General features: G+C 62.9%; 11 protein-coding genes. 5 read left to right on the forward strand and 6 right to left on the reverse strand.

Annotated features, from left to right (window positions below):
• Position 1 precedes the first annotated feature (1 nt).
• Both trxC and KIH45_RS13915 read right to left on the reverse strand, forming a co-directional pair.
• Positions 2-448, reverse strand: a complete 447-nt coding sequence (gene trxC / locus KIH45_RS13910) for a thioredoxin TrxC (protein ID WP_213176640.1) — start codon at positions 446-448, stop codon at positions 2-4.
• A 20-nt stretch (positions 449-468) separates the two neighbouring features.
• Positions 469-1,143 (reverse strand): prolyl hydroxylase family protein, encoded by a 675-nt coding sequence (locus KIH45_RS13915; protein ID WP_213176641.1) that lies wholly within the window; start codon positions 1,141-1,143, stop codon positions 469-471.
• A gap of 86 nt (positions 1,144-1,229) precedes the next feature.
• Between KIH45_RS13915 and KIH45_RS13920 the strand changes: the two genes are divergently transcribed.
• Positions 1,230-1,787, forward strand: a complete 558-nt coding sequence (locus KIH45_RS13920) for a cytochrome b (protein ID WP_213176642.1) — start codon at positions 1,230-1,232, stop codon at positions 1,785-1,787.
• A 67-nt stretch (positions 1,788-1,854) separates the two neighbouring features.
• On the opposite strand, the gene KIH45_RS13925 is transcribed toward KIH45_RS13920, so the two are convergent.
• Together KIH45_RS13925 and ettA are read right to left on the reverse strand one after the other, a co-directional pair.
• On the reverse strand, positions 1,855-2,844 hold the full coding sequence (locus tag KIH45_RS13925; protein ID WP_225899925.1) for an RcnB family protein: 990 nt from the start codon (positions 2,842-2,844) through the stop codon (positions 1,855-1,857).
• A 147-nt stretch (positions 2,845-2,991) separates the two neighbouring features.
• On the reverse strand, positions 2,992-4,665 hold the full coding sequence (gene ettA, locus KIH45_RS13930) for an energy-dependent translational throttle protein EttA (RefSeq protein WP_213176643.1): 1,674 nt from the start codon (positions 4,663-4,665) through the stop codon (positions 2,992-2,994).
• Positions 4,666-4,850: 185 nt separating this feature from the next.
• Here ettA and KIH45_RS13935 point away from each other — a divergent pair, with 185 nt between their 5' ends.
• Entirely contained in the window at positions 4,851-5,168 is a 318-nt protein-coding gene (locus KIH45_RS13935) for a hypothetical protein (RefSeq protein WP_213176644.1), read from the forward strand.
• Positions 5,169-5,242: 74 nt separating this feature from the next.
• Here KIH45_RS13935 and KIH45_RS13940 read toward each other — a convergent pair whose 3' ends face one another.
• Positions 5,243-5,812, reverse strand: a complete 570-nt coding sequence (locus KIH45_RS13940; protein ID WP_213176645.1) for a superoxide dismutase family protein — start codon at positions 5,810-5,812, stop codon at positions 5,243-5,245.
• 89 nt (positions 5,813-5,901) lie between these two features.
• Positions 5,902-6,951, reverse strand: coding sequence for a LacI family DNA-binding transcriptional regulator (locus KIH45_RS13945; protein WP_213176646.1), 1,050 nt, complete (start codon positions 6,949-6,951; stop codon positions 5,902-5,904).
• A gap of 387 nt (positions 6,952-7,338) precedes the next feature.
• Here KIH45_RS13945 and KIH45_RS13950 point away from each other — a divergent pair, with 387 nt between their 5' ends.
• The 3 genes from KIH45_RS13950 to KIH45_RS13960 all read left to right on the forward strand — a co-directional run bounded on the left by KIH45_RS13950 (position 7,339) and on the right by KIH45_RS13960 (position 12,902).
• Positions 7,339-8,241 carry an ROK family protein gene (locus KIH45_RS13950; protein WP_213176647.1) on the forward strand — a complete coding sequence of 301 codons (903 nt, stop codon included), beginning with the start codon at positions 7,339-7,341 and terminating at the stop codon, positions 8,239-8,241.
• A 59-nt stretch (positions 8,242-8,300) separates the two neighbouring features.
• A complete protein-coding gene (arsB, locus tag KIH45_RS13955) occupies positions 8,301-9,374 on the forward strand; it encodes an ACR3 family arsenite efflux transporter (RefSeq protein ID WP_213176648.1) in 1,074 nt (357 codons plus the stop codon).
• Between the two features lie 123 nt (positions 9,375-9,497).
• Positions 9,498-12,902: an acyl-[ACP]--phospholipid O-acyltransferase gene (locus tag KIH45_RS13960; protein ID WP_225899926.1), complete on the forward strand. Its 3,405-nt coding sequence runs from the start codon at positions 9,498-9,500 to the stop codon at positions 12,900-12,902.
• Positions 12,903-12,911: the final 9 nt, after the last annotated feature.

Genomic DNA, 12,911 nt, shown 5'->3' on the forward strand with positions numbered 1-12,911 from the left:
ATTAACCCGCGGCGGCTTGCCGCGCCCATGAAACGATAGCGCCGGTCGGCATCGCGCCCGACTGGCGCGCGATTTCTCGGCCTTTCGAAAACAGGATCATCGTCGGGATCGACCGGATACCATAACGGCCCGCGATCATCTGCTCGGCCTCGGTGTCGAGCTTGCCGAGCCGGATCTGCGGTTCAAGCTGCTGGGCCGCGGCGGCGAAGGCTGGCGCCATCTGGCGGCACGGGCCACACCACGAGGCCCAGAAATCCACCAGCAGCGGCAGATCGCCCTTGCCTGCATGGGCATCGAAATTGGCTGAGGTCAGCGTCAGCACCTCGCCCCGGAACAGCATCGACCCGCACTTGCCACACTTCGCCTCTGCCGCAGGTTTGGCATCGGGCACGCGGTTCAGCGTGTTGCACGAAGGGCAGGCGACGATCCTGCTGCCGGGCGTTGCCATTGCGAAAGCTCCTTGTCGGCTCAGTACCAGGCGCGGGCGCGGTACCAGCGGGTAACGACGTACTTCACGCCTTTCACCACCGGCGTTCCGGCGTGCAGCGTTTCCATGTTCACTTTGCCGTCCGCGTTCGCGTTGCTCCACGCGATCAGCGTGCCCTGTTGCGGCGGAACGGCGATATTGGCCTTGGGAAAGTCGGTTGATCCGCCTTCCTCGACATCGTTGAGATAGACCATCAGCGTCCACGCCCGCTGTCCGCCAAGCGCGACCTCGCCGGTCCAGTATGGCTGGCTGGTGTCGAACCAGTCGTGGTGCGCCTTGAACTGCTGGCCCACGGCATAACGCTGACCTTGCATCGTCTCACCCCAGTTTTCCGGCACGCCCATCAGATCGTCCATCCGCCGGTGCAGCATGCGCACGAACGGGTTGTAGGGATCGAGATCGCCCGAATAACTGGTCCGCGCCTGTTTGCCGTAATCGATCTCGAACACGGGAGATGGGCGGGCGGTTTCGTCGACCATCTTCATCAACCGCTCACATTCTTCGGCCGAGAAAAAGTCGGGAATGCCAAACAGTTGCAGCTTGTCGTCGACGAGCACCTGTACGCTGTCGTCCGCTTTCAGCCGGGCCAGCACGGCCTGGTTCATGGTCGCGATTTCGCGCTGGTTCGCGGTATCGGTGCGTCCGGTTTTTGCCATTTGATTGCTTCGATTTTCTGGAACGGTATCAATAGTGCATGAGTAGTCCGTCTCGGACTTCGTCACGAAAGGCTAAGCACAGCGTCATGGCAACAATCAACACCCCGCAGGCCCGCTATTCAATGGGCGCCATCATCCTGCACTGGCTGATCGCGATTGCAATCATCGTGAACTGGCGTCTGGCTGAAACGGCAGAGCATCTGGAGGGCGCGGCAGCCGCGGCCTACATGAACCCGCACAAGGCGCTGGGCATAACCGTCCTGCTGCTAACCGTGATCCGTATCGCGTGGCGCCTGATGAATCCGCCGCCGCCGATGGACCCGAACTATGCCACGTGGGAACGCATGCTGGCCAAAGTGGTGCACGCGATCTTCTACATCCTGCTGATTTCGATCCCGCTGCTGGGCTGGATCGCCAGTTCGTCCTTTGGGCGCGGCGTCGACATGTTCGGCATTTTCGAACTCTTCGCCCTTCCGGTCGCGAACGATCCCGACGCGGGCAAATGGGTGATCGGCATTCACAAGGCGCTCTGGACGCCGATGATGGTGCTTATCATCCTGCACATCCTAGGCGCTCTGAAGCATCACGTCATCGACAAGAACGGCGAACTGGGCCGCATGATTCCCGGCCTGGGCAAGCGCTGATACGAAAACGGCCCCCCGAGCAATGCTCGAGGGGCCGTCCTTCCGGCTAAGGTCTGCGACCCTGACCTTACCAGAAGAAGTCGTAGATCACGTCGACCACTTCGCCGCTGTACATGTTCACCAGCAGCACGTCGTCGTAGTAGCGGACCCAGCGATAGGGGCCGTAGACTTCGGGCAGGCGATAGCGCCACGGATCATCGATCCAGTACCGCGAACTGTAGAACAGCGACCCGATCGTGAAGCCGATCGTCAGGCGGCGATAGCGGTAGTCGCGATAGGGCGAGTAATACCGGCCAACCCGATAGAGGCTGCGATTGTGGCTGCGATAGCGGTGCCAGTCGTAGCGGTTGTTGTTGCGCCAGCGGCGGTCCCAGTTGCGATGGTTCCGGTCCGAATAGCGGTCGCGGCTGCGGTAGTCGCGATCACGATCGCGATAATTCCGGTCACGATCACGGTAGTTCCGGTCGCGGTAGTTGCGGTCACGGTCCCGATAACGGTCGCTGGTTTCGGCCGAACGGGTGCGATCGCGCCAGTTGTTGTCGCGGTCGCGATTCCGGTCGCGGCTGGTGTAGTCGCGGTTGCGATCACGATCGGCGTAGGAACGGTTGCGGTCGCTGCCACGTGCACGTTCGTTCTGCTCGCGCTCGGCCTGACGAATACGATCGCGGTGCGCGTCGCCCCGATTGGGCGTGGGGTTCGAACGGATCTTTGCCGTTTCGCTGCGCCGCTCAGACTGGTTCCACTGACGGCCTGAACGTTCTTCCGAACGGCTCGACTGCCTGGTGCTGCTGGCGCGGCGGTTGTTTTCGGCACGGGTGTCGCGCGTTTCCTGACGCCCCGTCGAACGCAGGCGCTGGTTCTCACGGTTTCCCGATCGTTCGGTGCGGTTGCGCACGCGGCGGTCTTCGCGATCGCGAAGATTCGCGCTCATGTCGACGCCAGCGGATGCCCCGGTGCGCGGGGCGATATCAGCTGCCTGCGCGATCGGTGCACCGGCCAGCATGGTGGTGGCAAGGATCGCTCCCGTCACCGCATTGAAGGCTTTGGCCCTGGTCATTGATACTCTCCACATGGATCGGCGCTAGGCGCACGTCTCGGTCGCTGGAGATGTATCTATACGTGTCCGTCTGTCGCGGTCCTGAACCGGCTTGCAGACCGCCGTTCATGTTATCGCATGGTTACATGAACGGCGGTGCTGGCGTTATCAGCGGGTCAGCTTCTTGTAGGCAAGGCGGGTCGGACGATCCGCAGCATCGCCAAGGCGGCGGCGCTTGTCTTCTTCATAGGCCTCGAAGTTGCCTTCGAACCACTCGACGTGGCTGTCGCCCTCGAATGCGAGGATGTGAGTCGCCAGACGGTCGAGGAAGAAGCGGTCGTGCGAGATGACCACGGCGCAACCAGCGAAGTTTTCGATCGCGTCTTCGAGCGCGCCCAGCGTTTCGACGTCGAGGTCGTTGGTCGGTTCGTCGAGCAGGAGGACGTTGCCACCCTCCTTCAGCATCTTGGCCATGTGAACGCGGTTGCGTTCACCGCCCGACAGCTTGCCGACGTTTTTCTGCTGGTCCTGGCCCTTGAAGTTGAACGCACCGACATAGGCGCGCGTCGACATGTCCTGACCATTGACCTTCATGTAGTCGAGGCCGTCGGAGATTTCTTCCCAGACGTTGTGCTTGGGGTTCAGGTGATCGCGGCTCTGGTCGACATAGCCCAGGTGCACGGTCTGGCCGATCTCGATCGAGCCGCTGTCAGGCTCTTCCTTGCCGGTGATGATCTTGAACAGCGTGGACTTACCCGCGCCGTTCGGACCGATCACGCCGACGATGCCGCCCGGCGGCAGCATGAACGAGAGGTTCTCGAACAGGAGCTTGTCGCCATAGGCCTTGGTGATGTTCTTGGCTTCGATGACCTTGCCGCCAAGGCGCTCGGGCACCTGGATGACGATCTGGGCCTTGCCGACCTGGCGCTGGTCCTGGCTGTTCTGCAGTTCCTCGAACTTGCGGATACGGGCCTTTGACTTGGTCTGGCGCGCGGCAGGGGTTTGACGGATCCACTCAAGCTCGCGCGACAGGGCCTTCTGCTTGCCCGATTCCTCGCGGCTTTCCTGTTCGAGACGCTTGGCCTTCTTTTCCAGGTAGGTCGAGTAGTTGCCTTCGTACGGGTAGTACGACCCGCGGTCGAGTTCGAGGATCCAGCCCACGACGTTATCAAGGAAGTAGCGATCGTGGGTGATCATCAGGACGGCGCCGGCATATTCCTTGAGGTGGTTTTCAAGCCACTGCACGGATTCGGCGTCGAGGTGGTTGGTCGGTTCGTCGAGCAGCAGGATCGACGGCTTCTGGATGAGCAGACGGGTCAGCGCCACGCGGCGCTTTTCACCGCCCGAAAGGTCGGTGACGGGCCAGTCGCCCGGCGGGCAGCGCAGCGCTTCCATCGCGACTTCCAGCTGGTTGTCCAGCGTCCAGCCGTCGACCGCGTCGATCTTGTCCTGAAGCTCGCTCATCTCCGCGCCCAGCGCGTCGAAGTCGGCGTCTTCCTCGGCCATTTCCATGCCGATCTGGTTGAAGCGGTCGACCATGTCGGCGATGTCGCGCGCACCGTCCTTGACGTTTTCAAGCACGGTCTTGCTCTCGTCGAGCTCGGGCTCCTGCTCCAAATAGCCGACGGTGATGTTCTCGCCTGCCCAGGCTTCGCCCGTGAAGTCGGTGTCGACACCGGCCATGATCTTGATCAGCGTCGACTTACCCGCGCCGTTCGGACCCACGATGCCGATCTTGGCACCCTGGTAGAACTGCAGGTTGATGTTGGAGAGCACCGGCTTCTGCGCGCCGGGGAAGGTCTTCGTCATGTTCTTCATGACGTATGCGTACTGGGCGGCCATCTGTCGTCCTCTTTGGGCGAAATCTGAAACTGAAGGGATTTGCCCGCGCAGATAGGCGTAATGGCGCCTTCGGGCAAGGGGCGAGGAGGCGGTGACGCCATGCCGGAATGCGATTGCGAATGGTGGCTGCAAGGCGCAGGATCGAAGGCGTTTCCGGGTCGCGCCGAACGAACGGGAGTAAGGCGGTGAAGGGAAGAGTCCTGATAACGGGATTGCTGCTCGCGATGCTGGCGGCCTGCGCCACGACCGGGCAGGATATCGGTCGGACCTACGATTGCGGGGAAGGGCTCATCCTGAAAGTGACGCTCACCGGTTCGAGCGCCATCGTGCATGCCGGATCGTCACCTTCGGTTACGCTGCGCCCGGTCCATTCTACGACGGTTTCAGTCTATGAGAGCAAGGCCGGTCACCGCCTGTCTATGACGGACGGTATGGCGACGTGGCAGGCGCCAAAGCTGGAAGGTGCGCGCCATTGCCGGATTATGGGTGGGCACCATCATTAGAACGAAGGTGGGCTCTAGAACGAAAACGGGCGGACGACACGCATCGCCCGCCCGTCAACGCAAATTGGGTTGAATCAGCCCGATACGAAGACGCCGCACGCAATACGCGCACCGGCGTTGCCCGAAGGCTGGCTTTCCTTGTCGTCGGCATCTGCATGGACGACGAAGGCCGAACCGTCGGTGTCGAACAGGCCTGCCCAAGTGCCGGAAGAGGTGTTCGACAGCGTTCCGGTACCATCGTCGGCGATTTCCAGATTGCCGATGTCACCCGCATGCGGGTTCGGCGGCGAGCTGTTGGGACCGTGGTTGGTGTTGTCGGGATTCCAGTGACCGCCCGCGCTGGTGAAGTCGGTGGCCGAGCAGTCACCCGTTTCGTGGATATGCGCCCCGTGCATTCCGGCCGGCATGTCCATTGCGGAAACTTCGACCATCAGTGCGCCGTCTTCGCCGGTGACCGTGACGTTGCCGACGACATTGCCCTCGGTGTCCTTCAGTTCTGCCATCGCGGTCTGCGCTTCTGCGGTTTCGGCAGGCTCTGCCGCCATGGTCGCTTCGCCTGCAGGCTCACCCGAATCGCCACAGGCGGCGAGGGCGAACGGCGCGGCTAGCGCGAGGATCGAGACTTTGGCTTGGAAAGCTTTCACGTTTCACTCCTTGAATATCGCGAGGGCCCGCACACAGCGCGCGCCTCCCGGGTTTAGCGATTGGCTGGCAAAGATGTTCCAGAACATGTTCAGGAAAGCGGAAGGGTTGTTGCACGATCGACCAGTTCGGGCGCCATGACCAGCGGTTCGACCTCGCGACCGTCGATCGCCTCGCGCAGTTTGGCGACCATCGCCTTTGCGCCGCCTTCGATATCCTGGCGCATGGAGGTCAGCGCCGGCGATGTTTGCGAAGCCAGCGGGAGATCGTCGAAGCCGATGATCTGAACGTCTCCTGGTACGGAGCGGCCCATTTCGGTCAGGATACGCATCGCGGTTACGGCAATCAGATCGGATGCCGTCACGATGCCGTCGATCTCGTCCGCGTGAGCGGCGAGATGTTCGCGCAATTCGTCTTCCATCAACTGGTCGGACATGTGGCAAGGCAGGTGAAGCAGGCTCGCCCCCGCTTCATTCGCGGCTTGCTCCACACCGCTCAGGCGGTCCGCGATCTCGATGCCGGTGCGATAGCCGAAGAACGCAAGCTTGCGCGCGCCGGCAGCGATCAACCGCCTCGCCGCGATCGCGCCGCCTTCGATGTTGTCGGTGCCGATACTGCACTGGTTCTGGCCGGGGCGATGTGCCCCCCAGATCACCATCTTGTAATAGGATTTCGCCACCTGCTCGATCGTGTCGAACTGGTCGGATTGACCGATCACGATGACGCCGTCGACCATGCCGGACCAGCAGATGCGATCCAGCCAGTCCGGCGTTTCGGACGGGATCGCACGGCTGAGCAACAGATCGTAACCGCACTCCGTCAGTTCATCGGCAAGGTGGCCGATCAGCTTCATGAAGAACGGGTCGGAGATGTGCTGCTTCAGTTCGTGGCCGAGCGGGATGACCACGCCGATGATGCCGGTGCGCTGGGTGCGCAGCTTGCTCGCCATCTGGTTCGGGCGAAAGCCGTGTTCGCGCGCCAGCGCCTGAATTTGTTCGCGTGTCTTGGTCTTGACCAGTTCCGACCCTGCCAGCGCCCGCGAAACAGTGCCGGTCGACACGCCTGCCAGCTTCGCAAGGTCCGCAAGGGTGCGAATTTTAACCGATTCTTTTTTGCCCGAAGGGGTGTCCGGCCTCTCCATCGGGGCACCTTAGATTGCCTTTGGCCAAGTGCGCAAACCCTTGTTTCGGGTGCGCGGTTCGAGATTGTACCAAAGGTCGAATTGACACCCTGTACAATCGATTGCAGTCTTGTTCCACAAGCGGACCGGCGCGGACACCGGGAGAGGGCGACAAGGCGAATGGACTGCCGCCTCGCAAAACCCTCTCCCGCGACGCAACCTCTCCCCCCTCGGCCGGTCCCTTCGCATGGCGCTTCGACCCGACTGGTTCGGACAGGGCGCGTGGGGGTGGTTCCGGCTCCCTCGACAGGGCCACCCCCCAACCATCCCGATCATCGGTTCTTTGCCATGCACCGCGAAAACGCTACGCGCTGTTTGGCACGATAAAGACAAGGACTGCGCCGCTTCATGGACAGCGAAACGCCGGTTGCCGGGATTGAACTGGGCGGAACGAAAGCCATCGCCGTGCGCGGCAGGGGCATGACCGTCACCGAGATGCGGTCGTTTCCGACCACGACGCCTGATGAAACGCTTGGCGCTGTTCTCGACGTTCTTGCAGAATGGAATGCGCAGGAAGCGCTAGCCGCCATCGGGATCGCCAGTTTCGGGCCGATCCGAGTTGCGCGCGATGCGGCGGATTTCGGGTCCATTCTGGCTACACCCAAGGCAGGGTGGGCGAATACCCCGATCCACGCGCCGGTCGCCGCCCGCTTCGACTGTCCGATCGGTTTCGACACCGACGTAAATGCCGCGGCGCTGGCCGAACACGCGATCGGGGCGGCGCAAGGGTGTTCGAATACGATCTACATCACCATCGGAACGGGCCTGGGCGCAGGGATCTTGCTGGATGGTGTGCCGGTCCATGGTCTATTGCATCCAGAGGCCGGCCATGTCCGAACGCGCCGTGCAGTCGGCGACGGTTTCGAAGGCGTGTGCCCGTTTCATGGAGACTGTGCCGAGGGGCTGTTGAGCGGGCCGGCACTTCTGGCCCGCCTTCCCAAGCATCCCGGAGAGCTTGAGCCCGACGATCCGGCTTGGGGGCCGGTGGGACGGGACCTTGCCGAACTGCTCGCCCAGCTGATCCTGACCTTCTCGCCGCAGCGGATCGTTATCGGTGGCGGCGTCACCAATCGTCAGCCGCACCTGCTCGACAAGGCGCGAAGCCATATTCCCGAAATACTCGCAGGCTACCTGACCGACATAGACGCGGTGCGGCTTGCCGACATGATCCGCCCGCCGAAACTCGGCGATGAAGCGGGACCGGCTGGCGCATTGGCGCTGGCTTTGGCGGCAGTTGCCGAAAATCGTTGATCGCCTCGCGTCAATCTGGAAGGCGACTGGCTTCGGATTGACGGGGGAATCGGACTTCCATGGCATCGACTGCATCCACGCCCATTGACGCTCGCGAGGCAGGCCTCGGCCTGTTCGAGAAATGGCTTTCGCTTTGGGTAGCGGCCGCGATCCTTGCCGGGATCGTGCTGGGCAACGTCCTGCCGGGCGCTTTCGCCGCGCTGGCGGGGATCGAATATGCCTCGGTCAATCTGGTCGTCGCGGTGCTGATCTGGGCAATGATCTTCCCGATGATGGTCGCGGTCGATTTCGGGGCGGTGCGCCGGGTCGGTGACAAGCCCAAGGGGCTGATCATCACGCTGGTCGTGAACTGGCTGATCAAGCCCTTCACGATGGCCGCGCTTGCCGTCCTGTTCTTCGAGGTGTTCTTCGCCGACCTGATCGCGCCTGCCGACGCGCAGCAGTATATCGCGGGCCTCATCCTGCTGGGCGCTGCGCCTTGCACCGCGATGGTTTTCGTTTGGTCGCAGCTCACCCGCGGCGATCCGGCCTATACGCTGGTGCAGGTGGCGGCGAACGACCTCATTATGATCGTCGCCTTCGCGCCCATCGTGGCACTGTTGCTGGGCGTAACCGACATCGCGGTGCCGTGGGAAACGCTGCTGCTCTCGGTCCTGCTCTATGTCCTCGTGCCGCTGGCGGCGGGCGCATTCGTGCGTTCGCGCCTCCTGGTGAAAAGCGGCGGGGACGAGGCGGCAGTGTCGCGCTTTACGCATGCATTGAAGCCGCTCTCCATCGTGGGACTGCTGCTGACGGTCCTGCTGCTGTTTGGTTTTCAGGCAGGTACGATCGTCGGCAATCCGTTGCTCATCGCGCTGATTGCCGCGCCGATCGTGGTGCAAAGCTACGGCATCTTCGCCATCGCCTATGCCGCTGCGCGGGTCTGGCGCGTGCCCCATGCCATTGCTGCCCCTTGCGCGCTGATCGGCACGTCCAACTTTTTTGAACTGGCGGTCGCAGTGGCCATAGGGCTTTTCGGCTTGGGCAGCGGAGCGGCGCTCGCCACTGTGGTCGGCGTACTGGTCGAAGTGCCGGTCATGCTCTCGCTCGTCGCCATCGCCAACCGGACGCGGGGCAGCTTTCCCGCCGCCTGATCGCGGGCGCGTTTCGTCGCAAGCCGTAGCGTCTACGCACAATTTTAACGCGCGCGGCCCTAGCGCGGCCAAGCCGCGGTCGACTAGCGTTGCGGCCATCGCGAGAGCGCGAGGGGGAAACGATTGTCCGCACCTGACCTGTCCCTGCTGACGAAGCGCCGCTTTGCGCCGCTTTTCGTCGTCCAGTTCCTTGGCGCGTTCAACGACAACCTGCTGAAGTTCTCGCTACTCTTCCTCGCCAGCTTTACCGTTTACGCGGCAGAGCCGGGCAAGGCGGAAATGCTGGCCACCGTATCGACCGGCCTGTTCATCCTGCCCTATTTCCTGTTCTCCGCTATGGCGGGGCAGATCGCCGACACGATCGACAAGTCGAAAGTGATCCGCGTCGTCAAACTGGGCGAAGCGGTGATCATGGGCTTCGGCCTCTTGGGGTTCCTGCTGCAGTCGATCCCGATCCTGTTGCTGGCCTTGTTCCTGTCGGGGCTTCAGTCGACGTTCTTCGGTCCGGTCAAATACTCGATCATCCCGCAGCACCTTAAGCGCGAGGAAGTGATGGGCGGCACCGGCCTGATCGAGGCGGGGACGTTCGTTGCCATCCTCGGCGGGCAATTGCTGGCGGGCATCATCGATCCGTGGCTGGGCGGCATCACGGCACTGTGTTTCGCAGGGCTCGGCTTCCTCGCCAGTCTTGCCGTGCCCAGCGCGCCGCCGGTTCGCGAAAGCCACCGGATCGATCGCAACATCTGGCGCGCGACGGCGCAGATCCTGTCCATCGCCAGACACGGTCGCGGCGTCTGGCTCGCCATTCTCGGCATCAGCTGGTTCTTCGCCTGCGGGGCGGTGGTCGTCTCGCTGTTCGCTCCGCTCGTTAGCGGTACGCTGGACGCGCAGCAGGGCGTGGTGACGCTGTTCCTGATCGTCTTCTCGATGTTCGTCGCGATCGGCTCGCTGCTGGTGAACCGGCTGCTGAGAGGCGAGGTTTCGGCCAAGTTCGTGCCAGTCTCCGCGCTGTTCCTCGCACTGGGCCTGATCGACCTCTATTTCTCGACCAGTGGGTTCGTACCGCGCACCAGCGATGCGACCATCGGGCTATTTCTCGACCATCCCTCGTCGAAGCGCATCCTGGCCGACCTTGCCGTCATCGCACTGTCGGGCGGTATGTTCATCGTGCCGCTCTACGCGATCCTGCAAGTCCGCTCCGATCCCGAGGAACGTTCGCGCGTGATTGCCGCGAACAACATCGTGAACGCGGGCGTGACGGTGTTCCTCGTCGCGATCATGACGGGGCTGCTATCGATCGGTTTCGCAACGCCGGGACTGCTGGCGGTGCTGGGCGTGATGACGCTGGCCGTGGCGCTGATGTCGATCTGGCTGCTGCCCGAATACCTGTTCAAGCAGATCACGGCTTTCATCCTGCGCCTGCTCTACCGCGTCGAAGTCACGGGCCTTGAAAACATGCCGGCCAAGGGCGAGCGTGCCGTGGTCGTCGTCAACCACCTCTCGTTCCTCGATGGCGTGCTGTTGGGGGCGTTCCTTCCGGGCAAGCCGACTTTCGCGGTCCATACCGCGATTGCCCGCAATCTCTGGCTCAAACCGTTCTTCAGCCTTTTCGAGATATTCCCCGTCGATCCCACCAACCCGATGTCGGCCAAGGCCATGGTCCGTGCGGTTCAGGAAGGACGCACGCTGGTGATCTTCCCCGAAGGCCGCATCACGGTCACCGGTGCGCTGATGAAGGTTTTCGACGGCCCCGGCATGGTCGCCGACAAGGCCGATGCGCCGATCGTGCCGGTGCGGCTGGACGGCCCGCAGTTCACGCCGTTCTCGCGCCTCAAGGGCAAAGTCCGGCAGCAGCTTTTCCCGAAGATCACCATCGATGTCCTGCCGCAGCGGCGCTTCGCGATCGAGGGCGAGATGAGCGCGCGCGAACGCCGCGCAATCGCGGGCCGCAGGCTCTATGACGAAATGAGCCGGATGATCTTCGACACGACCAAGATCTACCGCACGCTATTCTCCGCCTTGTGCGCGGCGCGCGAACTGCACGGCGGGGACACGCCGGTGATCGAGGATGTGACCCGCAAGCAGGTCTCGTTCGACCGCCTGATCGCGGGCTCGGGCGTGCTCGGCAAGCGGCTGTCGCAAGGGACCGAAGTGGGCGAGGCGGTCGGCCTGCTGATGCCCAACGTCAACGGTGTCGTCGTCGCGTTCTTCGCGCTGCAGTCCATCGGGCGCATTCCCGCGATGCTGAACTTCACGGTGGGCGAGGCCAGCCTCAAATCCGCTTGCGCGACGGCGAAAATCAGGACGGTGGTGACCGCGCGGGCCTTCGTCGAACAGGCAAAGCTCGAAGGCGCGATTGCTGCGCTGGAAGCCGACGGCATCGCGATCCGGTACCTCGAAGACCTGGCGGAGACCGTCGACGGGCCTGAAAAGGTCTGGGCCGCGTTCACCGTGGGCCGGATCGAACATCGCCACGCCAAGCTGAACGTCGATCCCGGCAGTCCTGCCGTGATCCTGTTCACCAGCGGATCGGAAGGCACGCCCAAGGGCGTTGTGCTCAGCCATCGCAACTTGCTGGCCAACTGCGCGCAATTGTCGGCGCGGATCGATTTCAACGGCAGCGACGTGGTGCTGAACGCGCTGCCGGTGTTTCACAGCTTCGGCCTGACCGGGGGCACGTTGCTGCCGGTGCTCAACGGCATCAGGACCGTGCTCTATCCCAGTCCGCTGCATTACCGGATCGTGCCTGCGCTGGCCTATGACGCCAATGCGACGATCCTGTTCGGGACCGACACGTTCCTGTCGGGCTACGCCCGCATGGCGCATGGGTATGACTTCTACTCGGTCCGCTATATCTTCGCAGGGGCCGAAAAAGTGCGCGACGAGACGCGGCGCGCTTATGCTGAGAAGTTCGGGCTGCGCATCCTCGAAGGCTATGGCGCGACGGAGGCGGCGCCGGTCATCGCGGTCAATACGCCGATGCATTTCAAGGCAGGTTCGGTTGGGCGGATGTTGCCCGCGATGGAAGCGCGGCTGGACGATGTGCCGGGGATCGAGGAGGGCGGACGCCTCTTCATTCGCGGGCCGAACGTCATGGCGGGATATTACCTCGCGGACGAACCGGGCGTCCTGCAACCGCCGGAGGGTGGCTGGCACGATACCGGCGACATCGTCACCATCGACGAGGAAGGCTTCGTCACCATTCGCGGCAGGGCAAAACGCTTTGCCAAGATCGGCGGGGAGATGGTCTCGCTACCGGCGGTAGAGGGATATGCGGCGGCTGTCTGGCCGGATGCGGAAACCGCCATCGTGACACGGCCCGATTCCAAGAAGGGTGAGCAAATGGTGCTCTACACCACTGCGGCGGATGCAGACGCCAAGGCGCTGCAAAGCTGGGCCAAGGCCAACGGCATTGCCGAGATCATGGTGCCGCGTGAAATACGTGTCGTCGACGCGCTGCCGGTGCTGGGCACGGGCAAGATAGATTACGTCACGTTGAACGCCATGGCACGCGACGAGGGCGCATAACGGGCGCAC

Origin of the sequence: Croceicoccus gelatinilyticus, from assembly GCF_018398395.1 — a bacterium.
Classification (GTDB): domain Bacteria; phylum Pseudomonadota; class Alphaproteobacteria; order Sphingomonadales; family Sphingomonadaceae; genus Croceicoccus; species Croceicoccus gelatinilyticus.